We start from the raw sequence: 24,528 nt of genomic DNA on the forward strand, positions 1-24,528 counted from the left end.
GGGCCCTTTTGCTTAGGTCAATCAATGATGGTCAGGAAGCGCGTAGGCGATAATGTAATCCCCGCGATCCGGAGACTGACGGGCGCCGCCCGCATTGATAATGATGTACTGCTTACCGGTTTTCGGCGACACGTAGGTCATCGGGCCGGACTGACTGCCAACCGGCAGACGGGATTTCCAGATCTCCTTGCCGTTAGCGGTATCAAAGGCGCGCAGGTAGAAATCCTGGGTGCCGGCGAAGAACAGCAGCCCGGACTGCGTCGCCAGCGACGCGCCAAGGGTCGGCATACCGATCGGAATCGGCATATGCATGCGGATCCCCAGCGGCCCGGTATCCTCTACGGTGCCTACCGGCACCTGCCACACCAGTTTCCCGGTTTTCAGATCCACAGCGGACATGGTGCCGAAAGGCGGTTTCTGGCACGGAATGCCCAGCGGCGACAGGAAACGTTCGCGCATGGCGCCAAACGGCGTGCCTTCCATCGGCACGATGCCCATCTCAATGCCGCTGGCGTCTTTCGCTACCTTCTCGCGCGGCACCATATAGTTGGCGAGACCGAGACGCATATCGTTAACGAACATCAGGCTGTTATTGGGATCCACCGAGACGCTGCCCCAGTTCATGCCGCCGAGCGAGCCCGGGAATTGCAGGGAGCGGTCTTCCCCCGGCGGGGTAAAGACTCCCTGGTGGCGCATCTCTTTGAACTGGATACGGCACAGCAGCAGGTCGATCGGCGTCGCGCCCCACATATCGGACTCGGTCAGCGTCTGGTTGCCGATCATCGGCATTCCCACCGAGTAAGGCTGCGTCGGCGAGTAGCGCTCGCCTTTGACGTTGCCCACCGGCACCGGTCGCTCTTCCACTTTCGCCACCGGCTCGCCGGTTTCGCGATTGAGCATAAAGATCATGCCCTGCTTGCTGGTCTGCACCAGCACCGGGGTGGTGCCGCCCTTGCCGTCAGGCAGATCGTACAGCAGCGGCTGAGACGGCAGGTCAAAGTCCCACAGGTCGTGGTGGGTGGTCTGGAAGTGCCAACGTACCTGGCCGGTCGCGGCATCCACAGCGACGATGGAGGAGCTGTATTTGTCGTCCAGCGCGGTTCGTTCGCCGCCGAAGAAGTCTGGCGTAGCGTTGCCGGTCGGCAGATAGATCAGGTTCAGCTTCGCGTCGTAAGACATCGCCGACCAGACGTTCGGCGTGCCGCGCGTATAGGTCTGGCCCTCCGGCGGTACGCCGGTCAGCGCCGGATTACCCGGATCCCACGCCCAGGCCAGTTTACCGGTATGGACGTCAAACGCACGGACCACCCCCGGCGGTTCGCCGGTAGAGTAGTTATCCGCGACGCGGCCGCCCACCACCACCACATTGCCCGCGACCAGCGGGGTGGAGGTCTGTTGATAGTAGCCCGCTTTGACTTCGCCCATTCCGACGCTGAGGTCGACAATACCGCGATCGCCGAAGCTCTCGCACAGTTTGCCGGTGTCGGCATCAATGGCGATCAGGCGGGCATCGATCGTCGGCAGGAAAAGACGACGGGAGCAGGCGGCAGGCTGGGCGCCTGACGCTGGCGTCGTCTGCGCCTGGCTATCTTCGTAATAGCCTAAGCCGCGGCAGCGCTGCCAGTTAGGCGAAGAGGACTTGGAGTCATAGCGCCATTTCTCTTTGCCGCTGTCGACATCCAGCGCCAGCACTTTGCTGTATGGGGTACAGACGTAGAGGGTATCGCCAATCTGCAGCGGGGTATTCTGATCTTCCGCGCCGGAGCCATTGCTCTGCGGAATATCCCCAGTATGCGCCACCCAGGCTACCTGCAGCTGGTTGACGTTGTGCTTGTTGATTTGATCGAGAGCGGCGAAGCGGTCGCCGTGGGTGGTGTTGCCCCAGTGCGCCCAGTTTTTCTGCTCTTCGCCCGGCGCGACGGGTTTCACCGGTACCGCTTCCGTGGCGCTGACCAGCGGTTCGGATTTAAACATCCAGCCAAAGCTTCCCGCCAGCGCCACGGCGAGCACGGCGGCGATGGCAAAAGCCGGGCCTTTTTTCGCCGGCGGGCTGGCGAGGAAAGGCCAGACCAGGGCGGCGAGAAAGGCCAGCACGCCAAGGGCGAACAGGCGCGAGAAGAGCGGCCAGAAGTTCCAGCCAGCGTCGCCAATCGCCCAGATCACTGAGGCGATAAACGCCACGGCGTACAGCAAAATCCCGCCGCGGCGGCGACGGAAAATTAGCACTGCCGCGATAACCATCACCACGCCCATCAGCGCAAAGTACAGCGTGCCGCCGACGAGAGCCAGTTTTGCCCCCAGAATACCGATAGCCAGACCGATGATCAGCATCAGTCCGGCGAGAAGCCACTGCAGGATCCGGGGGAATCCGCGCGGCGCGTTGCCAGTTGTCATGAAATCTCCTTAACCACACCAGCCACCTCATTACGAACCAAATGAAACAAAGTTATTTTGTTTTATTTTTGAATGAAGTGGTTTGTATCTTCATAAAGCCAAATTTATTGCCTGCTTTGATTTCATATGAACCATTTGGTGAAATCGCGATATGATAGATCTGTTAAAGAAATTTGCGCAAATGTTAATAAATAATTTCGCACTAAATGATTATTTTGCTGAATGTGTCTCAGTCGGCGTCGGCTCCCCGGCCGCGACGGGCCGGGGGAGCGGCGGATCAGGCAGGCATTGATTTACGAATAGCGCTGAGCAGGGTGTGCGTCCCGGGGGTCAGCGTCGCATCGACGCGGGTTAAAATGCCGATGGGCTCCCCGGCGCCCTGGGTGGCAATCGGCAGGGCGGTCAGTACGCCACGGCGAAGATCGTCTTTCACCGCCCCGGAAGGGACGAACCAGACATAGTCAAAATCAACCGTTAGCTGGCGCGACAGGGAAGCGGACAGAGTCTCTATGCAGCCGGCGGGCATTTTACACCCCTGGCTCTGGAGCAGCGCTTCGGCGTTTTGCCGCGGCACGGTGCCCTTTGGCGAGACCACCACCGGCCATTCCATCACCCGACTGAGGGTCACCGTCTCCTGCAGCAGGGGATGTCCCGGACGAACCACCAGCTTAAGGGATTCCAGGAACAGCAGTTCGTAATGCAGGCCGCTCATCAGCTCCGGATCGGACATCCGTCCGATGCCGATGTCGATCTCCCCGGACTTTAACCCGGCGAGCAGCATGGTGTTGTTCATGGTGGCGACCTGCAGCGTGATATCTTTTTGCTGCTTATGGAACTGGCCGATCACCGTCGGCAGGATCCCCAGCGCGGCGGTAGGCAGCGCGCCGATGCGTACAATATCGTTATTCAGGCCCTCTTTACGGTTCAGCGCCTGGCCCGCCGAGTTAAGGGCATCAAGCACCTTCACGGCATGAGTCAGAAACTGTTCCCCGACCAGGGTCAGCTGCGCCCCCAGCCGTCCCCGCTCAAACAGACGGGTACCGGTCAGCTGTTCAAGCTCGTTAAGCGTTTTTGAAAGTGCTGGCTGGCTCAGATTTAAAGTTTCAGCCGCGCGCCCCAGCGTTCCCTGTTGAGCGACGGCCACGAAGGTGTGTAGATGGCGCAAGCGAATGCGCTGACTGAAGAGACCATTTTTTTCCATAGTAAGATGATGTTAAAAACACAGCGGTGAAAGAGACAAGCGGCCTTGTTTAAATTTGATAACCAGATAGCAAAATATTTTTAACATTTGAGTCGATTATATTACAAGATCTTTCCCGATGGTTTAACACGCCGCCGCCCCGACTGTGCGGGGCGACGGCGGTGGTCAGCATGGCCGCTAGATATCGAAAAAGACGGTTTCGTTCTCACCCTGCAGATAAATGTCGAAACGATAGACCACTTCCGCACCGCGAACTTCGCGCTCAGCGATTAAGGTTTTGCGTCTCACCTCCCACTCGATGAGATTCAGCACCGGGTCGCTGGCGTTGGCCTCGTGCTCATCGGCGAAATACATCCGCGTATTGAGGCCAATATTTATCCCCCGGGCCACCACCCACAGATTGACGTGCGGCGCCATCAGACGGCCATCGCGGCCAACCACCGCGCCGGGCTTGATGGTTTCAAAGCGCCAGACGCCGGAGGTGAAGTCAGAGCAGGTGCGCCCCCAGCCGCGAAAGCCCGGGTCGACCGCTTTCTGCTGCTGACGATCGTCGGGATGGTTATAGCGTCCCGCGGCGTTGGCCTGCCAGATCTCCAGCAGCACATCGCGGACCGGGGTTCCGGAGCCGTCGATAACCCGGCCTTCAATGGTGATCCGTTCTCCGACGGTATCGGCGGTGGTGAGAACCGGACCAAAATTTTTCTCAAAAATATGGAAACCCGCGGCGTCCGGCGCCAGACCGATATGAACATAGGGTCCCGCGGTCTGCGAGGCGGTTTCAGGCAGATACTCTTTCATCGGGCGGCCCCCTGAGTGCGATTTTCAAACAGCGTGGCGCGATGGCCGCGCAGAACAAGGTCGAAGCGGTAGGCCAGACAATCCAGCGGCACGGCGGCGTGCATGTCCAGCTCGGCGATCAGGGTGCGCACGGCGTCGTCATTATTAATGGTTCTGACGATCGGGCACTGCTTGATTAGCGGGTCGCCTTCGAAATACATCTGGGTGATCAGGCGCTGGGCCCAGGCGTCGCCCGAGAGCGAGAAATGAATATGCGCCGGACGCCAGTCGCTGGCCTGGTTGCGCCAGGGGTAGGGGCCGGGCTTGATGGTGCGAAAACAGTAATAGCCGTTCTCGTCGGTCAGCACCCGGCCGCAGCCGCCGAAGTTCGGGTCAATCGGCGCCAGATACTGATCTTTTTTATGTCGATAGCGGCCGCCGGCATTGGCCTGCCAAACTTCCACCAGGGTGTTTTTCATCGGTCGGCCGAAGCCATCCCGCACATAGCCGTGCACAATGATCCGCTCGCCAATCGGCAGGCCTTCTTTGGCATAGTTAAGGATAAGGTCATTATCCAGCGGACCCAGGTCGTCGCGGCTAAACACCGGGCCGGTGATCTCCGACAGCGAGTTCTGCAGGGAGATCAGGGCGTTTTTCGGGGAGCGCAGGACGCTGGTTTTATAGCCCGGGGCGTAAGCGGGCGGGTGACTACTGTAATCGCGATGGATAACCTCGCGCGGGGACCATTTATCGTTCATCGGGTACTCCGTATAGAGGGTAGAGGGGCATGTTGTTGTAATGTCGCCAGAAACAGTGTGTGTAAATGCATTGTTAATTTAAAGTGAAATTACCGGGTGTTTTTCATAACCATCGGTTATGTTCTGCGCTATGCCCGTGACCGGAAGCAGGTTATCGCCATCACAGTTTGTAAATTCTTCCCCCCGCCGGGAGGCAGCTTTCCTACACTCCAGGAAGTATTCACTGGAGGTAACACATCATGGCGAACACCATCACGGCTGATGAGATTCGGGAGCACTTTTCGCAGGCCATGTCGGCCATGTACCAGCAGGAAGTTCCGCAGTACGGGACGCTGCTGGAGCTGGTGGCTGACGTCAACCTGGCGGTACTGGAAAATAATCCGAAGCTGCATGAACAACTGGCCAACGCCGACGAGCTGGCGCGTCTGAACGTTGAGCGCCACGGGGCGATCCGCGTGGGCACAGCGGAGGAACTGGCGACGCTGCGTCGCATGTTTGCCATTATGGGGATGTTTCCCGTCAGCTATTACGATCTCTCGCAGGCCGGCGTGCCGGTTCACTCCACGGCGTTTCGTCCTGTCGACGATGCCGCGCTGGCGCGCAATCCGTTTCGGGTATTTACCTCGCTGCTGCGTCTGGAGCTGATCGAAAACCGCGCTCTGCGCGAGCGGGCCGAGGCGATCCTCGCCCGGCGCAACATATTCACTCCCCGCTGCCTGGCGCTGATCGCCCGGCACGAGGCCGAAGGGGCCTTCACCCCAGCGGAAGCCCGCGAGTTTGTGCAGGAGGCGCTGGAGACCTTCCGCTGGCACCGGCATGCCACCGTCGATGAGGAGACCTACCACGCGCTGCATCGCGAGCATCGCCTGATTGCCGATGTGGTCTGCTTCCCGGGATGCCATATCAACCACCTCACGCCGCGGACGCTGGATATTGACCGCGCGCAGGCCCTGATGCCGGAGTGCGGTATTGAGCCAAAGGCCCTGATCGAAGGTCCGCCGCGCCGGGAGGTACCGATCCTCCTGCGGCAGACCAGCTTCAAGGCGCTTGAGGAGCCGGTGATGTTCGCCGGCGAACACCGCGGCACCCACAGCGCCCGCTTTGGCGAAATTGAGCAGCGCGGCGTGGCGCTGACGCCAAAAGGGCGCGCGCTGTACGACCGGCTGCTGCAGGCGGCAGGGACCGGCAAAGACAATCTCAGCCACCAGCTGCATCTGCAGGAGGTGTTCCGCGAATTTCCCGACAGCGAATTTCTGCTGCGTCAGCAGGGGCTGGCCTGGTTTCGCTACCGCCTGACGCCGGCTGGCGAGGCCCATCGCCAGGCGTTTCGCCCGGGCGACGATCCCCAGCCGCTGATCGAGCGCGGATGGGTGGTGGCCCAGCCCATCGTCTATGAGGATTTTTTACCGGTCAGCGCGGCGGGCATTTTTCAGTCCAATCTGGGTAATGAAACCCAGGCGCGCAGCCACGGGAATGCCAGCCGCGAAGCCTTTGAGGCGGCGCTGGGCTGCCCGGTGCAGGATGAGTTTGAACTGTACCGGCAGGCGGAGGAGCGCAGCAAACGACGTTGCGGTCTGCTGTAAAATCAGTACCCTGCTGGCATCAGCCTTACAGGGAGCAGGTTATGCAACATCCGTCGAAACCGTTGGCGAAAACCCGGCAGGGCACGCTGGCCGGGAGCGCAGAGCAGGGGATCCATATCTGGCGCGGCATTCCGTACGCCGCGCCGCCCGTGGGGCCGCTGCGCTGGCGCGCGCCGCAGCCTCCCGCCCGCTGGCATGGCGTGCGTCAGGCCGACGCCTTTTCCGCCGCCAGCTGGCAGGACATTGACTACTGCCGCGAACTTGGCGGCGGGGATCCCGGCCGCTTCAGCGAAGACTGTCTCTATCTCAACGTCTGGGCCCCCGCCAGCGCAGCGCAGCCGCTGCCGGTGATGGTCTGGCTGCACGGCGGCGGGTTTACCATCGGCGCCGGCAGCCTGCCGCCTTACGATGGCCTGGCGCTGGCCAGCCGCGACGTGGTGGTGGTGACGGTCAACTACCGACTGGGCCATCTTGGCTTTTTCGCCCATCCGGCACTGGAGGAAGAGGCGGGCGAGCGTCTGTATAACTTCGCGCTGCTCGACCAGATCGCCGCCCTGCAGTGGGTCCAGGAGAATATTCACGCCTTCGGCGGCGACGCCGCAAACGTTACGCTGTTTGGCGAATCCGCCGGGGCGCGCAGCGTGCTGTCGCTGATGGTCTCGCCGAAAGCGAAAGGGTTGTTCCATAAAGCGATTATTCAGAGCGGGTATACCTTACCCGACCTGCCGCGAGAAAAGGCGCTGGAGAAAGGACGCTTGCTGGCGGAACGCTTCGCCTTGCCGCAGGCCAGCGCCGAACAACTGCGGGCGATCCCGGCGGAGGCCTTCTGGTCGCTAACCGCCCCGCTGAATATCGGGCCAGCGCCCATCGCCGGCGATGTGGTGCTTCCGCAGCCGATGCTGGAGACCTTTTTTGCCGGGCGCCAGCATCCGATGCCGGTGATGATCGGCTCCAATAGCGATGAAGCCAGCGTGATGGCCGTGTTTGGCGTCGATATCGCCGGGCAGATCCAGAAGCTGCGCCGCGAGCGCCGTCTGGGGCTGGGACTGATCAAACTCCTCTATCCCGGCGTCAAGGGGGATGAAGCGCTGGGGCGGGAAGTCTGTCGGGATATGGCGTTTACCACCCTCGGCTATGTGGTGATGCAGGCCCAGCAGCGCGTGGGCCAGCCATGCTGGCGGTACTGGTTCGATTATGTGGCGGAAGCGGAGCATGATGTCTATCCGCACGGCGCCTGGCACGGCAACGAGGTACCCTACGTGTTTGATAACCTGCGGCTCACCGACCCGGTGCGGCAATATGCCAGTGAAGCGGATCTGGCCTTCGCCGCTCAGGTCGCTGACTACTGGGCCCAGTTTGCCCGCGTCGCCAGCGGCGAGCAGGTGCTTGCCGGCGCGGTGCGTTGGCCGGCGTGCGTGCGCGGACGGGATCGTCTGCTGCGCATTGGCCTGCATAAGCGTGCCGGCTTTAAAGTGGAGAATCGCTTTATGCGCGCCCGGCTGGCGCTGTTTCGCCGGGTGATGAAGCATCACGTGACCCTCGAATAAAGGGGATGGGTCGCGGCTCAGCGGGGCGCGGCCCTGCTGCAGGCCGCGGGCGGCTAAGAAACGCCCCGGCGATGAGACAGGATGAGTGCTGTCCGCTTTGTTTGCAGGCGGGCCCTGGGCTGGATATTGCGCTCTCCCTCCGCCGGTGATGAAAAAACAGCCTGTTCTGGTAGACAGGGCTTTTTTACCGTTTTTCTGCGGGCAACAATTGGATTATTAATCGTTTTTGTCTAGAGTGGGCGGAAATTATCACGCAGCGTGATGACGCGTTGCGAATCAATTCACCCGTGCAGAAGGACGCTTTCTCAGGCATGAACCGCAGACGTTTTCTTAAATCTTCCATGGCTGTTGCCGCCGTATGCGGAACGTCAGGAGTCGCTTCCTTATTCAGTCAGGCCGCGTTTGCTGAAGACGCGGGCATTGCCGACGGGCAGACACGTCGTTTTGATTATGCCGTGCTGCAGGCGATGGCCCACGATCTGGCGCGCCAGCCGTGGGGCGGCGCCCCGCGCGATCTGCCGCCGACGCTGGCCAATCTCACCCCGCAGGCTTATAACAGCATCCAGTATGACGCCAACCACTCGCTGTGGAACAATATTGAAGAACGCAAACTGGATATCCAGTTTTTCCACGTCGGGATGGGGTTCCGTCGCCGCGTGCGCATGTTCTCTTTAGACGCCGCCACCCAGCAGGCGCGCGAGATCCACTTCCGTCCGGAGCTGTTCAAGTACAATGACGCCGGGGTGGATACCCGCCAGCTGGAAGGGCAGTCCGACCTCGGCTTCGCCGGGTTCCGGGTATTTAAAGCGCCTGAGCTGGCGCGCCGGGATATCGTGGCGTTTCTCGGCGCCAGCTATTTCCGCGCGGTAGACAGCACCTACCAGTACGGCCTCTCGGCCCGTGGGCTGGCGGTGGATACCTTTACCGATACCCCGGAAGAGTTCCCCGATTTCACCTCTTTCTGGTTCGAAACGGTCAAAGGAGACGCCACGGTATTCACCGTTTACGCTCTGCTGGACAGCCCGAGCATCACTGGCGCCTACAAGTTCACCATCCACTGCCAGGATACCCAGGTCATTATGGATGTGGAGAACCATCTCTACGCCCGCAAGGATATCAAACAGCTGGGTATCGCGCCGATGACCAGCATGTTCAGCTGTGGCAACAACGAGCGTCGGATGTGCGATACCATCCACCCGCAGATCCACGACTCCGATCGGCTGTCGATGTGGCTGGGCAACGGCGAATGGGTCTGCCGGCCGTTGAACAACCCGCAGAAGCTGCAGTTCAACGCCTTCCAGGACAAGAACCCGCGCGGCTTTGGTCTGCTGCAGCTGGACCGCGATTTCTCCCACTACCAGGACGTGATGGGCTGGTATAACAAGCGTCCCAGCCTGTGGGTGGAGCCGCGTAACCAGTGGGGCAAAGGGGCGGTCAGCCTGATGGAGATCCCGACCACCGGTGAAACGCTGGATAACATCGTCTGCTTCTGGCAGCCGGAAAAGGCGGTGAAGGCGGGCGACGAACTGGACTTCCGCTACCGTCTCTACTGGAGCGCGCAGCCGCCGGTGAGCACCCCGCTGGCGCGTGTGCTCGCCACCCGCACCGGGATGGGGGGCTTCCCGGAGGGATGGGCGCCGGGGGAACACTACCCGGACAAGTGGGCGCGTCGTTTTGCCATCGACTTTGTCGGCGGCGATCTGAAAGCGGCCGCGCCGCGCGGTATTGAACCGGTGATCACCCTCTCCAGCGGCGAAGCGAAGCAGATTGAGATCCTCTACGTCGAGCCGTTCGATGGCTACCGGATCCTCTTCGACTGGTATCCGACCTCCGGCTCGACCGACCCGGTGGAGATGCGTCTGTTCCTGCGCTGTCAGGGAGAAGCCATCAGCGAAACCTGGCTCTATCAGTACTTCCCGCCGGCGCCGGATAAACGTAACTACGTCGACGACCGGATCATGAAATAACCCCGTGACAGCCGTGGCCCCCAGGCACCCCCTGCGGGCCCGTAAAGAGCCCCATGACCACAGACATTCCAGCAGTACCTGAGTCGATCCCGGTGACCGAGGGACTGACGCTTACCGCCATTGATGAGCGTTACGTCAGCGACCTGCACCAGCTGGTGGTGAAAAACCAGCGCTGGCTACAGCAGTCGCTTAGCTGGGCCGGAGAGGTGCGCAGCGAAGAGGAGACCCGCCGCCATGTGCAGGGTAACGTGATGCTGCACCAGCGGGATTACGCCAAAATGTTTTTGCTGTTTCTCGATAAGCGGCCGATTGGCGTTCTGTCGTTCAACCAGATCGAGCCGCAGAATAAGACGGCCTATATTGGCTATTGGATCGATGAAGATTGCCAGGGGCAGGGGTATCTGTCCCGTTCCCTGCAGGCCTTTATCCACTATTATGCCCGCAGCGGGCTGGTGCGCCGGTTTGTGATCAAATGTCGGGTGGCGAATACCCGCAGCAACCAGGTGGCGTTGCGTAACGGGTTTGTTCTGGAAGGCTGTCTCCGCCAGGCCGAGTATCTGAACGGCAGCTATGACGATCAGAATATCTACGCCCGCATTATTGACCGCGACGAGGCGCTACAGGGCGCCTAACAGCGGCGTTCGGGTGATCTGCTGCTGGCCGTCGAGGGTCTTGGGGCCGCGCAGGTGAATGGCTTCTCCTTCCCGCGCGGCGATCTGCACCTCGTCCCCAAGCGTGACCTGGTGCTCAACGATCACATCGCCGACGATAACAGCCCGACCCTGGATCAGCACGTCGTCGTCAAGCAGAATCGGTCCACCGCGCAGCTGCGCCTCGCCGCCCACCATCGCCCGGTGCTTTAGCAGACAGTTACCTTCAATCACCGCATTCTCCGCAACCTGGGAACTGTAGCGCACAGTGGGAATGGCATCCTCGCCGCGACCCGCGATCAGACGGGCATGCCCGTAAATCCGCGCGTTATCGCACACCCAAACGTCATTCTCCTCGTTTCCCTCAAGCCTGGCGTGGTCAAAGACTTCCGCCCGATGTTCGACAAAAGCGTGCTCGACGTAGGCCTCGCCATAGATCTGCGCCTGATGGAGAATGCGCGACGCGCTGACGGTGGCTCGCTGATAAATCTGCAGCACTTTGTCGCGGTCGGCGGTCAGCCCGCGGGCGGCAATCACCTGACAGTGGGGCAGAAGACGCGCCTCGTCGGCGAGGCGACAGTCACCGCGCACCGTACTCAGGCTAATCGTGACGTTGTCACCAATCTGCGCGTGATGGCTGATCTGCGAGGCGTGAATGGATGCCCGTCCGCTGATGATAGCCCCATGGCTGACCTCGCAGGGGCCATGGAGTCGGGCATCGTCGAGGATGCGCGCCCCGGCGAAGACCACGCTGTTGGCATCGTAGATCCAGCACTCTCCCTGCTGGCTGAGAGCGCTTTCCTCCTCCACCCAGCCGCCTTCGCTGCCCGCTTTGACGTCAGCGAAATCGATAAGCGCCACGATCTGGCGCAGGGTGACGCACTGTTTGCCATCCTCTGCCTGGTAACAATACTGCCGGGTCTGTTCGCTGAGACGGTATTTACGCATTCCCGATCCTCATTACTTATGGTTAACATAAACATAGCAAAGATCGCCGTAGCGCGTGGGATAAGGTTCCTTTAGAATGCAACTTCAAATTAAATTGATATCATCAATAAAATGAACAAAACGCATACGTCGCGGCAGGTGCTGAATCTGCCGGCGGGTTACTTTGGCATGGTGCTCGGCACCATCGGGATGGGCTTTGCCTGGCGTTACGCCAGCACCCTCTGGCCGGTCAGCCGCAGCATTGGTGATGGGCTGGTGACGCTGGCGATGGCGATGTGGGTCCTGCTCAGCATGGCGTTTATCAGCCGGGCGATCCGCTTTCCGGCGAGTGTGCTGCAGGAGATGCGACATCCGGTCAGCAGCAGCTTCGTCAGCCTGTTTCCCGCCACCACCTTGCTGGTATCGATTGGTCTGGTACCCTGGTGCCGGCCGCTGGCCATCGGGCTGTTTGTGCCGGGCGTGGCGCTGCAGCTCGCCTATGCCGCCTGGCAAAGCGGCGGCCTGTGGCGGGGAAACCATCCTCGCGAGGCCACTACGCCGGGGCTGTATCTGCCCACGGTGGCGAATAATTTTATCAGCGCGATGGCCTGCGGCGCGCTGGGGTTTACCGACGCCGGACTGGTGTTCCTTGGCGCCGGAGTCTTCTCCTGGCTGAGCCTTGAGCCGGCTATCCTCCATCGTCTGCGCAGCGCAGGCGAACTGCCGACCGCGCTGCGCACGTCGTTGGGGATCCAGCTGGCGCCTGCGCTGGTGGCCTGCAGCGCCTGGCTCAGCGTCAACGGCGGGGAGGCTGATACCTTTGCTAAGCTGCTGTTTGGCTACGGTCTGCTACAGCTGTTGTTTATGCTGCGTCTGATGCCCTGGTATCTTCGCCAGCCGTTCAATGCTTCTTTCTGGAGCTTCTCGTTCGGTATTTCCGCACTGGCCACTACCGGCCTGCATCTGGGCCAGGCTAAAGCGGACGGCTTTTTTCATCATCTGGCGCTGCCGCTCTTTATTTTTAGCAATCTGGTCATCGGCCTGCTGCTGCTGCGCACAGGGCTGCTGCTGGTCAGCGGGAAACTGTTGCTACAGGTTGACCGGGAAACACTCCCGAATAAGAAGGAAGGATCATGACAACGCGTGACGCGGACTATTTTAGTGAAAAATATGGCCTGACCCGCACCCACTCCGAGGTGCTGCATGCCGCGACGATGGTGCCGCCGGGGCGGGCGCTGGATCTGGGCTGCGGCAACGGACGTAACAGCCTTTATCTGGCGGCGAACGGCTTCACGGTGACGGCGTGGGATAAAAATGCGATGAGCATCAATAATCTGGAGACTATTCGCGCCGCCGAAGGGCTGGATAATTTGCAGACCGCGGTGAAAGACCTCAACAGCCTGACCTTTGACGGCGAGTATGATCTGATCCTCTCCACCGTGGTGATGATGTTTCTTGAGGCCGGCGCTATCCCGGGACTCATCGCCAATATGCAGCGTTGCACCGCCGCCGGGGGCTATAACCTGATTGTCGCGGCGATGGACACCGAGGACTATCCCTGCACCGTCGGCTTCCCGTTTGCTTTTAAACCCGATGAACTTCGGGAATACTACCGGGGCTGGGAATTACTGAAATACAATGAGGACGTCGGTGAGCTGCATCGGACCGACGCCAGCGGCAACCGGATCAAACTGCGCTTCGCCACGCTGCTGGCGCGCAAGCCCGCATAATCCTCAGCGGCGCGTGAAATGGCTGAGATTGACCGCGCCGCCTTGCGCTAATACCCATCGGATAAATACGCGCGAAAAGCCTCGCTGAACAGAGGGTTAAAGGCGACCTGTTCACCTATTAAGTAATTATTTAATAACGTAATGTTGATCCCATCAATATTTGTATATCTTCCTTGACGAAGCCCTCATTTTGTCACAAAACTACTGGGTCTTATCTGCTATAACGTCTGCCGAAAAAAACTGCATTTACAGGGATCTCTTTATGCGTACTCGCGTGTTATTTAAAGTCGCCGCTCTGGCGGGGATGTTAGCGTTGACGGGCTGTGCGTCCAAACTGGCGCAGCCGAATCAGTATTCGGGCTTTTTAAAAGATTATTCCAACCTGAAAGAAGCCACCACGGCCTCCGGCAAGTCGGAGCTGCGCTGGATCGACCCAAACTACAATCCGGCTAATTACGATAATGTCGTCTACCATCCGGTAACGTACTATCCGGTACCGAAGCCGACGACCCAGGTCGGTGAAAAGGCGTTGCAGGATATTCTTAATTACACCAACAAACAGCTCAAACAGGCCATTTCCGAGCGTAAACCGCTGGCTACCACCGCCGGCAAGCGTAGCCTTATTTTCCGCGGGGCGATCACCGGGGTGGACTCCAGCAAAGAAGGGCTGCAGTTCTATGAAGTGGTTCCGGTCGCGATGATTGTTGCCGGTACTCAGGCCGCCACCGGCCATCGTACGATGGACACCGACCTCTATTTTGAAGCCGAACTGATTGACGCCAGCACCAACAAGCCGGTGATCAAAGTGGTTCGTAAAGGGGAAGGAAAAACCCTGGCCAATGAAAACACGCCGCTGACCATCGAAACCATGAAGCAGGTGATCGATGATATGGCGGTCGATGCCGTCAAATTCGACCCTTCCCAGCGGTAATCTCGCCAGCGCCGTCTGCCGACGGCGCTGTTTTATCTTCCGCCGTTTCAGGCCAGCTTTCGGCGCAGCAGCAGCTGTTCCGGTTTGGCAAACATCACCAGATTACCCAACAGGATCAGCGCCAGTCCGATAACGGCGTTGCTGTGCCATACATAGCCTTCATAGACGGTGGAGATGGACAGGGCGACCAGCGGAAACAGCAGCGTACTGTAGGCGGCTTTGCTGGCGCCGATGCGTCCCACAAGGGTGAAATAGGCGCCGAAGGCGACAACTGAGCCGAACAGCGCCAGGTAAAGCAGGGCGCCAAGATAGCTGACGGTCCACTCCGGCATAAAATTATCCCCGCGGAGGAGTGCGATGGCGCCCATCACCAGCGTGCCGTACAGCATCGCCCAGCTGTTGGTGGTCAGCGTCTCCAGCCCCCGCCGCTGGTGACGAATACTGAACATATTGCCCAGCGAAAAGCCGTAAGTGCCCAGCGCGCTCAGACCGATCCCCCACAGTAGCGAAGCGTTCAGCCCGTTGGCGAGCAGGTCATCCCAGAACAGGGTGACGATACCGGCCAGACCGAGCGCGGCGGCAGCCCAGAAGCGTCCCGGCGGCTGCTGACGGAAGAAAAGAAAGCTGTTGATGGCGTTAAACAGCACCGCCATGGAAAAGATCACCGATTCCAGACCGGTGTTGATCCAGGCGGCGGCGGTATAAAAGCACCAGAAATTGAAGCAGAAGACGCAGCAGCCCTGCAGCAGGCAGCAGAGATGGTCCTTCGCGCCCAGCGGCCGCAGACGTCGCGTGACGAGCAGAATCGCCAGCATCGTGACGCTGGCCACGGCGAACCGCCAGAAAATCGATACCGGCGCCGCCACCGGCCCCTGCTGTAAAAAAATCGCAATCCATGTCGTTCCCCAGATAACGACAACGAGTGCATAAAGTAATGCGTTCACCCTGATTCTCCTCTGCCTGTTGAAGGGAGGAGTATGCCGCCTGCCGCAACCTGCGGCTTTCACCCGCTTGTTGTCGGCTTGCAAATTCTTGCGCTTATTTGTCTTTCGCCGGCGGTGAGAACTGGAAACCGCGTCGCAGTCTCCCTAGACTAGAGTTTTTCCAGACAGGACAGATGCGTGAAGGCGATGGGTTACGGGACGTTTGAAACATTACGGCGACAGAACGCGGTGCTGAAGGGCACCGTGGAGCTGAATTCCGGTATTCAACTGGCCGCCTGGTATAACAACTGCGATACCGTAACGGTACGCAGCGATCATCATACCTTAAGCCTGTACGTCGCCGATGGTTATGAAAGCTATCAAAAGACGCCGCACGGCTGGAAGAATGGCGGCGGCCCGGATCGCTTTTGCCTGATGCCGAAAGGCGATGAAAGCGTCTGGGATATCCGCGGCGATCTGTCGTTTGTCCATCTCTATTGTACCGATGCGCATCTGCGCCGCGTCGGGGAGGAGGTGTGGGATCGCAGCCCGGCGAACTTCACCCTGCAGGAGAAAACCTTCGCCAGCGATGACAAAATCACCACCGTGTATCGTCAGTTTTTGCTGGCTAATGACTGGCGACAGCCGGCGAACCAGCTGACCCTTAGCGCCGCCAGCAGTTTATTGCTCACCCATCTGATCCAGCACTATTCCACCGTGCAGTGGCGTTTGCCCTCGGTCACCGGGGGACTGGCGCCGGGGGGGAAGCGTCACGTGCTGGCCTGGATCGACGCTCACCTCGATCAGCCATTGACCCTGGCCGACCTGGCGCAGCAGGCGGGACTGAGTGAATTTCATTTTGCCCGTATGTTCCGCCAGTCGCTGAATATGGCTCCGCATCAATATGTGATGCAGCAGCGAATGGCGAAGGCGCAAAACCTGATCTGCCACAGCGCGCTGCCGCTCACCGAGATCGCTCTGGCCTGCGGTTTCAGCTCCGCCAGCCATTTCAGCCATCGGGTCAAAGCCGCCACCGGCCTGACGCCGTCCCAGCTACGGGCGGCGCAGCGCGGATAGCACGCCGTAGCTCACTCCGCCGAGCACCACGCCCCAGAATGCCGAGCCAATTCCCGCCAGCGTCACGCCGCTGGCGGTGATCAGAAAGGTCAGCACCGCCGCGTCGCGCTCACTGGCCTGATGTACCGCCTGAAACAGACTACCGCCGATGGTGCCGAGCAACGCCAGGCCGGCCAGCATCTGGATCCACGCTGTCGGCAGGGCCGACATCAGCGCGGTGATCGATCCCCCGAACAGACCGGCCAGCAGATAAAAACCGCCTGCGGCCATGGCCGCCAGCCAACGCTTCTGCGGATCCGGGTGCGCCTCCGGGCTCTGGCAGATGGCGGCGGTGATCGCCGCAATACAGATCGAGTAGACCCCAAACGGCGCCAGCAGCAGCGCCAGCCCCCCGCAGACAACGATCAGCGCGGAGACTGGTACGGCATAGCCTGATGCCTGCAGGGTAGCGAATCCGGGCGCGTTCTGTGAGGCCATGGTCACGAGGAAGAAGGGCAGGCCGACGCTGAGCAGCAGCGCCGGGGTAAACTGCGGGGCGACCCATTCCGGCGCTACAAACGTCAGCGGCACAGCGGCGCTGGCCACCTCCCCGGAGGCCGCGGCAATCAGCGCCCCGGCAACCAGCGCGGCGACCACGGCGAAGCGGGGCCACAGCGCCTTACACAGAAGCCAGGCGGCGAGCATGCCGCCGCACAGCAGCAGATGATCCTGGAAGCCGGCGAAGGCCTGCAAACCGAAACGCAGCAGAATGCCGGCCAGCATCGCGGCGGCCAGCGAATGGGGAATGATTTTCATCAGCCGGGCAAACAGGCCGGTAACGCCGCAGAGGACGATCAGCGCATTGGCGAAGATAAATACCCCCACCGCCTCAGGGAGGGTCACCCCCTGCAGACCGCTGACCAGCAGGGCGGCGCCCGGCGTTGACCAGGCGGTGAGCACCGGCACTTTTCGCCAGCCGCTCAGCGCGAGGGTGCTGACGCCCATGGCGAGGCCCAGGGCCGTCATCCAGCCGGCGATCTGCCCGGGCGTGGCGCCGGCGGCAGCGGCAGCCTGCCAGATGATGGCGGCAGAGCTGGCGTAGCCCACCAGCACGGCGACGAAGCCGGCGAACAGGGTGGGAAGCGGAACGGTAAACGAGCGCATAGTTTTCTCTTGTGCGTTATAACGTCCGATTACTCTATCATTGTGCGTTTTAGCGCACAAGGTTCCTGCGTGGTGAGGGCTGCGCACCGAGCCTCTTGTCGCAAACGGCCCGCGATGCCGCTAATCGCCCTGTTGAATCAGGCAAATGGAGGTATACTCTGGGCTGAAAAATCAGGAGGTAGGATGAATATTGCGCAACATCTGGCGGCCACCCTCAAAAATCTGCGTCAGCAGCGCGGCTGGAGCCTGTCGCGTCTGGCGGAAGAGACCGGGGTGTCGAAAGCCATGCTCGGGCAGATTGAGCGGAATGAATCGAGTCCGACGGTCGCGACGCTGTGGAAGATTGCCACCGGGCTGAACGTGCCGTTTTCGGCGTTTATCGTTCCGGATGACGGCGCGGCGCCCTCCGCGTTTGACCCGCAGCAGCAGGCGATGGTGGTGACCCCGGTCTTCCCGTGGGACCCGGAGTTGCGCTTTGATCATTTCTCGATAACCCTTGCTCCCGGGGCGCTGAGCGAATCGACGCCGCATGAGCAAGGGGTGATTGAGCATGTTGTCGTGATTAGCGGTACCCTGGATCTCTGCTTACAGGGGGAGTGGCACTCGCTGCAGGCGGGTGAGGGTCGGCGCTTCGCCGGCGATGCGGCGCATGCCTACCGGAACAGCGGCGCCCAGGCGGCTCATTTCCATTCGCTTATCCACTATCCAAAAGAAAAAACCGCGGGCGAACCCGCGGCCAGACAAGATGACTGATGATAACCACTCACAACGTGACGAGGAAAATCCGGAATACGTGATGACAGTACTCTGTACGGTGATTTGAGGGAAATATCTTTTCCTTCAATACTTTGCTGAAAACTGAAAATTCGTCGTCCCGCGACGGCGGAAAAGGTTTTCGTCTGCGCCCGGTTCTGACTACAATAGCCGCCATTTCGACCCCCTTATACTGGATAACAACACGCGTATGCGCCTGCACAATCATCGTCTTGAACTTCTTAGTCCTGCCCGCGACGCCGGTATCGCTCGCGAAGCGATCCTTCACGGCGCCGATGCCGTTTATATCGGTGGACCTGGCTTTGGCGCCCGCCACAACGCCAGCAACAGCCTGAGCGACATCGCCGGTCTGGTGCCTTTCGCCCATCGCTTTGGCGCCAAGGTCTTTGTGACGCTGAACACCATTCTGCATGACGATGAGCTGGAGCCGGCGCAGCGGCTGATCACCGACCTTTACGACGCGGGCGTCGATGCGCTGATTGTCCAGGATATGGGGATCATGGAGCTGGACCTGCCGCCGATCGAGCTGCACGCCAGCACCCAGTGCGACATCCGCAGCGTGGAGAAAGCAAAGTTTCTCTCAGACGCCGGTTTCAGCCAGATCGTGCTGGCGCGCGAGCTGAACCTCAGTCAAATCAAGGCCATCTACGATAATACTGACGCCACCATCGAATTCTTTATCCATGGCGCGCTGTGCGTGGCCTATTCCGGCCAGTGCTACATTTCCCACGCCCAGACCGGACGCAGCGCCAACCGCGGCGACTGCTCGCAGGCCTGCCGCCTGCCGTATACCCTGAAGGACGATCAGGGGCGAGTGGTGGCCTATGAAAAACATCTCCTGTCGATGAAAGACAACGACCAGACCGCCAACCTGGCGGCGCTGATCGATGCCGGGGTGCGCTCCTTCAAAATCGAAGGCCGTTACAAAGACATGAGCTACGTGAAAAACATCACCGCTCACTACCGCCAGATGCTGGACGCCATTATTGAAGACCGCGGCGATCTCGCGCGCGCCTCGGCAGGGCGCACCGAGCATTTCTTTATCCCGTCCACTGATAAAACCTTCCACCGCGGCAGCACCGATTACTTCGTTAATGCCCGTAAAGGCGATATCGGCGCCTTTGATTCGCCAAAATTTATCGGACTGCCGGTGGGCGAAGTGCTGAAGGTGGGTAAAGACCATCTCGACGTCGAGGTCAGCGAACCGTTAACCAACGGCGATGGCCTTAACGTGATGATTAAGCGTGAAGTGGTGGGCTTCCGCGCCAATACCGTGGAAAAAACCGGCGAAAATCGCTATCGGGTGTGGCCGAACGAGATGCCTGCGGATCTGCACAAAGTGCGCCCGCATCAGGCGCTCAACCGCAACCTTGATCACAACTGGCAGCAGGCGCTGCTGAAGACCTCCAGCGAACGCCGCATCGCCGTAGACGTCACCCTAAGCGGCTGGCAGAAGCAGCTGGTTCTCACCATGACCTGTGAAGATGGCTTCAGCGTGACCCACACCCTTGACGGGGAGTTCGCCGAAGCTAACCAGGCGGAGAAAGCGCTGGCTAACCTGCGTGACGGTGTCACAAAACTGGGGCAAACCATTTACTATGCGCGCGAGGTGCAGGTCAATCTGCCGCCGCTGTTTGTGCCCAACAGCCTGCTCAACCAGCTGCGGCGTGAAACGGCCGAAATGCTGGATGACGCGCGGCTCAATGCCTGGCAGCGCGGCACCCGTAAGCCGGTCTCTGTGCCGCCGCCGGTCTACCCGGAGACCCATCTCTCCTTCCTCGCCAACGTCTATAACCACAAGGCGCGGGCGTTCTACCAGCGCTATGGCGTGCAGCTAATTGACGCTGCCTATGAAGCGCACGAAGAGAAGGGCGATGTGCCGGTGATGATCACTAAACATTGCCTGCGCTTTGCCTTCAATCTCTGTCCGAAACAGGCGAAAGGCTCCATCAAGAGCTGGAAAGCCACGCCGATGCAGCTGATCCATGGCGATGAAGTGCTGACCCTGAAGTTTGACTGCCGTCCGTGCGAAATGCACGTGGTCGGCAAGATCAAAAACCATATCCTCAAAATGCCGCACCCGGGTAGCATCGTGGCCTCCGTCAGCCCGGACGAGCTGATGAAGACCCTGCCGAAGCGCAAAGGGGCCTGATCCGCGGCGACGCTACTGGCTGTGTGATGCCCGCGGTTTGCGGGCGTCCTGCCAGCGGTGATGCTCGCGCAGGTCGGCGGCGTTCTCTTCGCACCGGCTGCGAAGCTCATCGCTATCCGCCTCGTGCAGCAGCTGCTGCTCGAGGCTCTGTACCGGAAAGTAATCGTGCCCCTGACGGTGGGCCAGCAGATGCCCGGAAAAAAGCGCGCACAGCAACAGCAGGGCGCTCATGCTTCTCCTCAACATACCTTTTCTCTGTGAATCCATGGCGTGGGCTTACTATGCCAGGCGCTGTGCAGGTTTTTTTCCCGGTTTATCAAAGAAGGGCAAGGGTTTGTCAATGTCTGCTGAAAGAGGGTGAAAAAAGCCTGGCGTAGAAGGCCAGGCGTGAGGGATTACGCTTTTTGCGGCAGTGGTTTCCCGCTGTGCTCACCGCCTTTTGGCGGCTGCTTACCACCATGCTGCGGTTGTTTGCCGTCTCGTTGCGGCTGCTTGCCATCATGCCGCGGCTGCTTGCCGTTGTGTTGCGCTTGCTTACCGTCGTGCTGGCCGTTTTTCGCCGCCGATTTACCCTGATGCTGCGCGCTTTTTTCTGGCGGCGGCGGCGGGTTGTCGGCAGCGAAAGCCCATGACGATATTCCCAGCGTCATCGCGGCAGACAGTAAAGCTAACTTCTTCATAGCAATATCCTTTCTTCTGATGTGTCCGCGTATTTCAGCAGGTAAAAGTGAAGACAAGATGGAGAGCTCCGGATCCGGATGACTCTGCATCCTGGTTCAAACTTTAAGACCTGCGGCGGTCATCAGCAGGCGAAACAGCAGGCTGATGGCGGTCAGCGTCAGCACGCTGCCTCCCCACAGCGCGATCAGCCACAGCAGACGTTTCGACCAGACGGTTTTCATCAATGATAACCCTCCCCTGGCTGGACTTTGCCGCGGAACACGTAATAGCTCCAGCAGGTATAGCCAAGAATAACCGGAATAATCAGCAGCGCGCCCACCAGCATAAAGCCCTGGCTTTGCGGCGGGGCGGCGGCCTGCCACAAGGTAATCGATGGCGGAATAATATGCGGCCAGATGCTGATCCCCAGGCCGCTAAAGCCGAGAAACACCAGGCCCAGCGTTAGGGTGAAAGGCGAGACATGGCGTTCGTGCAGAGGCAGTGTGCGCCACAGCCAGGCGCTAATCAGGAGCACCAGCAGCGGCACCGGCAGCAGGAAATAGAGATTCGGCAGGCTGAACCAGCGGGCGGCGATCGCCGGGTGCGCCAGCGGCGTCCACAGGCTGATGACGGCAAACACCGCCAGCAGGGCAACCAGCAACTGTCGCGACGCGCTGCGCATCCGCTGCTGCAGCGCGCCTTCGCTCTTCATCACCAGCCAGGTAGCGCCGAGCAGCGCATAGGCCACGCACAGCCCGAGTCCGCAAAACAGGCTGAACGGGGTCAGCCAGTCAAACATGCCGCCGCTGAAGGCGCGACCGCTGACGGTAAAACCGTCGATCACCGCTCCGACCACCACGCCCTGGCTGAAGGTCGCCAGCAGGGAACCGCCAAAGAAGGCGCGGTCCCAGAATGGCCGGTGCGACGGCGTGGCCTGGAAACGAAATTCAAAGGCTACACCGCGAAAGATCAGGCCGATCAGCATCAGGGTCAGGGGGATCGACAGGGCGTCGATTATCACCGCGTAGGCGAGGGGAAAGGCGCCAAACAGACCGGCGCCGCCCAGCACCAGCCAGGTCTCATTGCCATCCCATACCGGGGCGACGCTGTTCACCATCACGTCGCGCTCTGTGCTTCCCCGGACCGTGCCGAACAGCATGCCAATGCCCAGATCAAAGCCGTCCATGACGATGTACATCAGCGTGGCAAAGACGATAATCACGAACCAGATCACCGATAATTCGATACCCATTAGCGGGACTCCTTCTGCAGATAACCTTCAGTAGCGGCGGACAGCGGGCGGGCTGGCGTACCGGTTGTCGCGGGTTGCACCTCCTGCGGCCCCTTGCGGATCAGGCGCAGCATGTAGCTGTAGCCGACCCCGAAGACGGCGCTGTAAACCACAATAAAGGTCAACAAACTGACCGACATATGCAGATCGCCGTGGGCGGAAACCGCCTCGGCGGTGCGCTGAACGCCATACACCACCCATGGCTGGCGGCCCACTTCGGTGGTCACCCAGCCGGCGAGAATCGCAATCAGTCCTGAGGGGCCCATCCACAGGGCAAAGCGCAGAAACGGCCGCGAGTGGTACAGCCGGTCGCCGCGGCGCAGCCACAGGGCCAGCGCCCCGAGCAGCAGCATCAGCATGCCGAGACCAGCCATCAGGCGAAATGACCAGAACACCACGGTGGAGTTTGGCCGATCCTCAGGGGCGAACTCCTTCAGCGCCGGCACCTGTTTATCCAGGCTGTGGGTGAGGATCAGACTGCCCAGCGCCGGGATCTCAAGCCCGTAGCGGGTGCGCTCCTGTTCCATATCTGGCCAGCCAAACAATAGTAACGGCGTCGGCTCGCCGGGCGGGTTTTCCCAGTGGCCCTCAATGGCGGCGATTTTTGCCGGCTGGTGTTTCAGGGTGTTCAGGCCATGCATATCGCCGATCAGCGCCTGGACCGGCGCGACCAGCAGCGTCATCCATAGCGCCATGGAGAACATCTTGCGGATCGCTGGCGACTGATTGCCGCGCAGCAGATGCCAGGCCGCCGAGGCGCCGACGAACAGCGCGCTGCTGAGAAATGCCGCCACCGTCATGTGCAGCAAGCGGTAGGGGAACGACGGGTTAAAGATCACCGCCAGCCAGTCGACGGGCACCACCTGACCATCGACGATCTCAAACCCCTGCGGGGTCTGCATCCAGCTGTTGGAAGCGAGGATCCAGAAGGTCGAGATGATAGTCCCCAGCGCCACCATGCAGGTGGCGAAAAAGTGCAGCCCCGGCCCCACGCGGTTCCAGCCGAAGAGCATGACCCCGAGAAAACCGGCTTCCAGAAAGAACGCCGTCAGGACTTCATAGGTCAGCAGGGGGCCGGTGATGCTGCCCGCGAACTGCGAAAAACCGCTCCAGTTAGTGCCGAACTGATAGGCCATCACCAGCCCGGACACCACTCCCATACCGAAGTTGACGGCGAAGATCTTCGACCAGAAATGGTACAGCGAGCGCCAGGTGGGATTTTTGCTTTTCAGCCACAGGCCTTCGAGAACCGCCAGGTAGCTTGCCAGGCCAATGGTGATGGCGGGAAAGATAATATGAAACGAGACCGTAAAGGCGAATTGAATTCGCGCCAGATGGAATGCATCAAGACCGAACATGCAGGACTCCACAACAAAATTGATTCAGCGCAATTTTAGGCAGGGTGGCGGCAAGGGGGGCAGAGGCAGTCGGTTCATTTTTTATCATAACAGTTGGCGGCTGTTATGATCTTTTTGCCGGTCTCCGGGGACCGCCAACATGGAAATCCCCCAGGGGAACAGCGTCATTTTTAACGCTGAAAGCAAAGCCAGATTGTTGGCCAGGAAAATATTAATAATCTATTTCATTGTATTATCGTAGTCTTACGGATCAGCTTAGACCTGTAGCTGCCCGGGAAAGCGCGGTCGTTTAATTTTTGTGAGCAATATCCTCTGATTACGACAGATATAGCATTTTATTATCTGTTCTTTATTAATGAATTTAACGGCTGCACACGTTTGTTAGTATGAGAATCAGTAAAAAGGATGAGTCAGTTAATTATGAATTAAATAATTTTAAATTGTCGTATTTAGCCGTGCTTTGTATTTTATTCTCAGGATATCAATAAAAGGGAATGGTCATGTCAGAAAAAGGATTACATAGCTTATGTATTACCATCGGTATCATGTTCATTTTTTGGTTATGCATCATATCGTTTTTTTGGACAATTTTCTCGTGAACCTTTCCTGCGGGCGTTCTGTGTGACCGGGTTGCGCTGTTTTACATAACAGTTACTTAAAAGTGTTAATTTATAACAACTGATAT

General features: G+C 59.7%; 23 protein-coding genes. 10 read left to right on the plus strand and 13 right to left on the minus strand.

Translation table 11 applies throughout. The annotated features are described in order from the left end of the window. Nucleotides 1–21 precede the first annotated feature (21 nt). From ACOI7D_RS10600 to pcaH, 4 genes are all read right to left on the minus strand, one after another. Nucleotides 22–2,394: a membrane-bound PQQ-dependent dehydrogenase, glucose/quinate/shikimate family gene (locus ACOI7D_RS10600; RefSeq protein ID WP_023289915.1), complete on the minus strand. Its 2,373-nt coding sequence runs from the start codon at nucleotides 2,392–2,394 to the stop codon at nucleotides 22–24. 277 nt (nucleotides 2,395–2,671) lie between these two features. Further along, a complete protein-coding gene (locus tag ACOI7D_RS10605; RefSeq protein WP_023289914.1) occupies nucleotides 2,672–3,595 on the minus strand; it encodes a LysR substrate-binding domain-containing protein in 924 nt (307 codons plus the stop codon). Between the two features lie 177 nt (nucleotides 3,596–3,772). Beyond that, entirely contained in the window at nucleotides 3,773–4,393 is a 621-nt protein-coding gene (gene pcaG / locus ACOI7D_RS10610) for a protocatechuate 3,4-dioxygenase subunit alpha (RefSeq protein WP_023289913.1), read from the minus strand. Beyond that, nucleotides 4,390–5,130 carry a protocatechuate 3,4-dioxygenase subunit beta gene (gene pcaH, locus ACOI7D_RS10615; protein ID WP_004202816.1) on the minus strand — a complete coding sequence of 247 codons (741 nt, stop codon included), beginning with the start codon at nucleotides 5,128–5,130 and terminating at the stop codon, nucleotides 4,390–4,392. The genes pcaG and pcaH overlap by 4 nt, the downstream gene beginning before the upstream one ends. Nucleotides 5,131–5,369: 239 nt before the next feature. On the opposite strand from pcaH, the gene ACOI7D_RS10620 reads away from it, so the two are divergent. The 4 genes from ACOI7D_RS10620 to rimL all read left to right on the plus strand — a co-directional run bounded on the left by ACOI7D_RS10620 (nucleotide 5,370) and on the right by rimL (nucleotide 10,859). After that, nucleotides 5,370–6,713 (plus strand): VOC family protein, encoded by a 1,344-nt coding sequence (locus ACOI7D_RS10620; protein ID WP_032453101.1) that lies wholly within the window; start codon nucleotides 5,370–5,372, stop codon nucleotides 6,711–6,713. 41 nt (nucleotides 6,714–6,754) lie between these two features. Beyond that, nucleotides 6,755–8,260 carry a carboxylesterase/lipase family protein gene (locus ACOI7D_RS10625; RefSeq protein WP_072421592.1) on the plus strand — a complete coding sequence of 502 codons (1,506 nt, stop codon included), beginning with the start codon at nucleotides 6,755–6,757 and terminating at the stop codon, nucleotides 8,258–8,260. Between the two features lie 311 nt (nucleotides 8,261–8,571). Continuing rightward, the gene (locus ACOI7D_RS10630; RefSeq protein ID WP_101881122.1) at nucleotides 8,572–10,227 is read left to right on the plus strand and encodes a glucan biosynthesis protein D; all 1,656 of its coding nucleotides are present in this window, start codon (nucleotides 8,572–8,574) and stop codon (nucleotides 10,225–10,227) included. A 53-nt stretch (nucleotides 10,228–10,280) separates the two neighbouring features. Beyond that, nucleotides 10,281–10,859 carry a 50S ribosomal protein L7/L12-serine acetyltransferase gene (rimL, locus tag ACOI7D_RS10635; RefSeq protein WP_032453097.1) on the plus strand — a complete coding sequence of 193 codons (579 nt, stop codon included), beginning with the start codon at nucleotides 10,281–10,283 and terminating at the stop codon, nucleotides 10,857–10,859. Here the strand turns inward: rimL and ydcK are convergent. Further along, nucleotides 10,845–11,825, minus strand: a complete 981-nt coding sequence (gene ydcK, locus ACOI7D_RS10640; RefSeq protein ID WP_023289907.1) for a YdcK family protein — start codon at nucleotides 11,823–11,825, stop codon at nucleotides 10,845–10,847. The genes rimL and ydcK overlap by 15 nt on opposite strands. A 111-nt stretch (nucleotides 11,826–11,936) precedes the next feature. Here ydcK and tehA point away from each other — a divergent pair, with 111 nt between their 5' ends. The 3 genes from tehA to ACOI7D_RS10655 all read left to right on the plus strand — a co-directional run bounded on the left by tehA (nucleotide 11,937) and on the right by ACOI7D_RS10655 (nucleotide 14,465). Further along, the gene (gene tehA / locus ACOI7D_RS10645; protein WP_109547262.1) at nucleotides 11,937–12,941 is read left to right on the plus strand and encodes a dicarboxylate transporter/tellurite-resistance protein TehA; all 1,005 of its coding nucleotides are present in this window, start codon (nucleotides 11,937–11,939) and stop codon (nucleotides 12,939–12,941) included. Continuing rightward, a complete protein-coding gene (tehB, locus tag ACOI7D_RS10650; RefSeq protein WP_044523527.1) occupies nucleotides 12,938–13,534 on the plus strand; it encodes a tellurite resistance methyltransferase TehB in 597 nt (198 codons plus the stop codon). The genes tehA and tehB overlap by 4 nt, the downstream gene beginning before the upstream one ends. A gap of 262 nt (nucleotides 13,535–13,796) precedes the next feature. Beyond that, entirely contained in the window at nucleotides 13,797–14,465 is a 669-nt protein-coding gene (locus tag ACOI7D_RS10655; protein ID WP_004202796.1) for a DUF3313 domain-containing protein, read from the plus strand. 47 nt (nucleotides 14,466–14,512) lie between these two features. Here the strand turns inward: ACOI7D_RS10655 and ACOI7D_RS10660 are convergent, their stop codons facing one another. Continuing rightward, complete coding sequence (locus tag ACOI7D_RS10660) at nucleotides 14,513–15,409, minus strand: DMT family transporter (protein WP_023289904.1); 897 nt, start codon at nucleotides 15,407–15,409, stop codon at nucleotides 14,513–14,515. A 186-nt stretch (nucleotides 15,410–15,595) separates the two neighbouring features. Between ACOI7D_RS10660 and ACOI7D_RS10665 the strand changes: the two genes are divergently transcribed. After that, entirely contained in the window at nucleotides 15,596–16,465 is an 870-nt protein-coding gene (locus ACOI7D_RS10665; protein WP_109547597.1) for an AraC family transcriptional regulator, read from the plus strand. Here the strand turns inward: ACOI7D_RS10665 and ACOI7D_RS10670 are convergent. Next, entirely contained in the window at nucleotides 16,442–17,608 is a 1,167-nt protein-coding gene (locus ACOI7D_RS10670; RefSeq protein WP_109547263.1) for a benzoate/H(+) symporter BenE family transporter, read from the minus strand. The genes ACOI7D_RS10665 and ACOI7D_RS10670 overlap by 24 nt on opposite strands. Before the next feature lie 183 nt (nucleotides 17,609–17,791). Between ACOI7D_RS10670 and ACOI7D_RS10675 the strand changes: the two genes are divergently transcribed. Beyond that, on the plus strand, nucleotides 17,792–18,361 hold the full coding sequence (locus tag ACOI7D_RS10675) for a helix-turn-helix domain-containing protein (RefSeq protein ID WP_023289901.1): 570 nt from the start codon (nucleotides 17,792–17,794) through the stop codon (nucleotides 18,359–18,361). 10 nt (nucleotides 18,362–18,371) lie between these two features. Here the strand turns inward: ACOI7D_RS10675 and ACOI7D_RS10680 are convergent, their stop codons facing one another. Then, the gene (locus tag ACOI7D_RS10680; protein ID WP_032429169.1) at nucleotides 18,372–18,539 is read right to left on the minus strand and encodes a hypothetical protein; all 168 of its coding nucleotides are present in this window, start codon (nucleotides 18,537–18,539) and stop codon (nucleotides 18,372–18,374) included. A gap of 33 nt (nucleotides 18,540–18,572) precedes the next feature. Between ACOI7D_RS10680 and ACOI7D_RS10685 the strand changes: the two genes are divergently transcribed. After that, complete coding sequence (locus ACOI7D_RS10685) at nucleotides 18,573–20,534, plus strand: peptidase U32 family protein (protein WP_109547264.1); 1,962 nt, start codon at nucleotides 18,573–18,575, stop codon at nucleotides 20,532–20,534. A 12-nt stretch (nucleotides 20,535–20,546) separates the two neighbouring features. Here ACOI7D_RS10685 and ACOI7D_RS10690 read toward each other — a convergent pair whose 3' ends face one another. The 5 genes from ACOI7D_RS10690 to ACOI7D_RS10710 form a co-directional block, all read right to left on the minus strand. Then, complete coding sequence (locus ACOI7D_RS10690; protein WP_032428865.1) at nucleotides 20,547–20,780, minus strand: DUF2554 family protein; 234 nt, start codon at nucleotides 20,778–20,780, stop codon at nucleotides 20,547–20,549. 149 nt (nucleotides 20,781–20,929) lie between these two features. Next, entirely contained in the window at nucleotides 20,930–21,214 is a 285-nt protein-coding gene (locus ACOI7D_RS10695) for a hypothetical protein (RefSeq protein WP_109547265.1), read from the minus strand. 96 nt (nucleotides 21,215–21,310) lie between these two features. After that, a complete protein-coding gene (locus ACOI7D_RS10700) occupies nucleotides 21,311–21,436 on the minus strand; it encodes a DUF2474 domain-containing protein (protein WP_048297630.1) in 126 nt (41 codons plus the stop codon). Then, entirely contained in the window at nucleotides 21,436–22,446 is a 1,011-nt protein-coding gene (gene cydB / locus ACOI7D_RS10705; RefSeq protein ID WP_044523513.1) for a cytochrome d ubiquinol oxidase subunit II, read from the minus strand. The genes ACOI7D_RS10700 and cydB overlap by 1 nt, the downstream gene beginning before the upstream one ends. Next, complete coding sequence (locus tag ACOI7D_RS10710) at nucleotides 22,446–23,843, minus strand: cytochrome ubiquinol oxidase subunit I (RefSeq protein ID WP_004202782.1); 1,398 nt, start codon at nucleotides 23,841–23,843, stop codon at nucleotides 22,446–22,448. The genes cydB and ACOI7D_RS10710 overlap by 1 nt, the downstream gene beginning before the upstream one ends. Nucleotides 23,844–24,528: the final 685 nt, after the last annotated feature.

It is taken from the genome of Klebsiella sp. C360 (assembly GCF_048822415.1).
GTDB lineage: Bacteria > Pseudomonadota > Gammaproteobacteria > Enterobacterales > Enterobacteriaceae > Klebsiella > Klebsiella quasipneumoniae.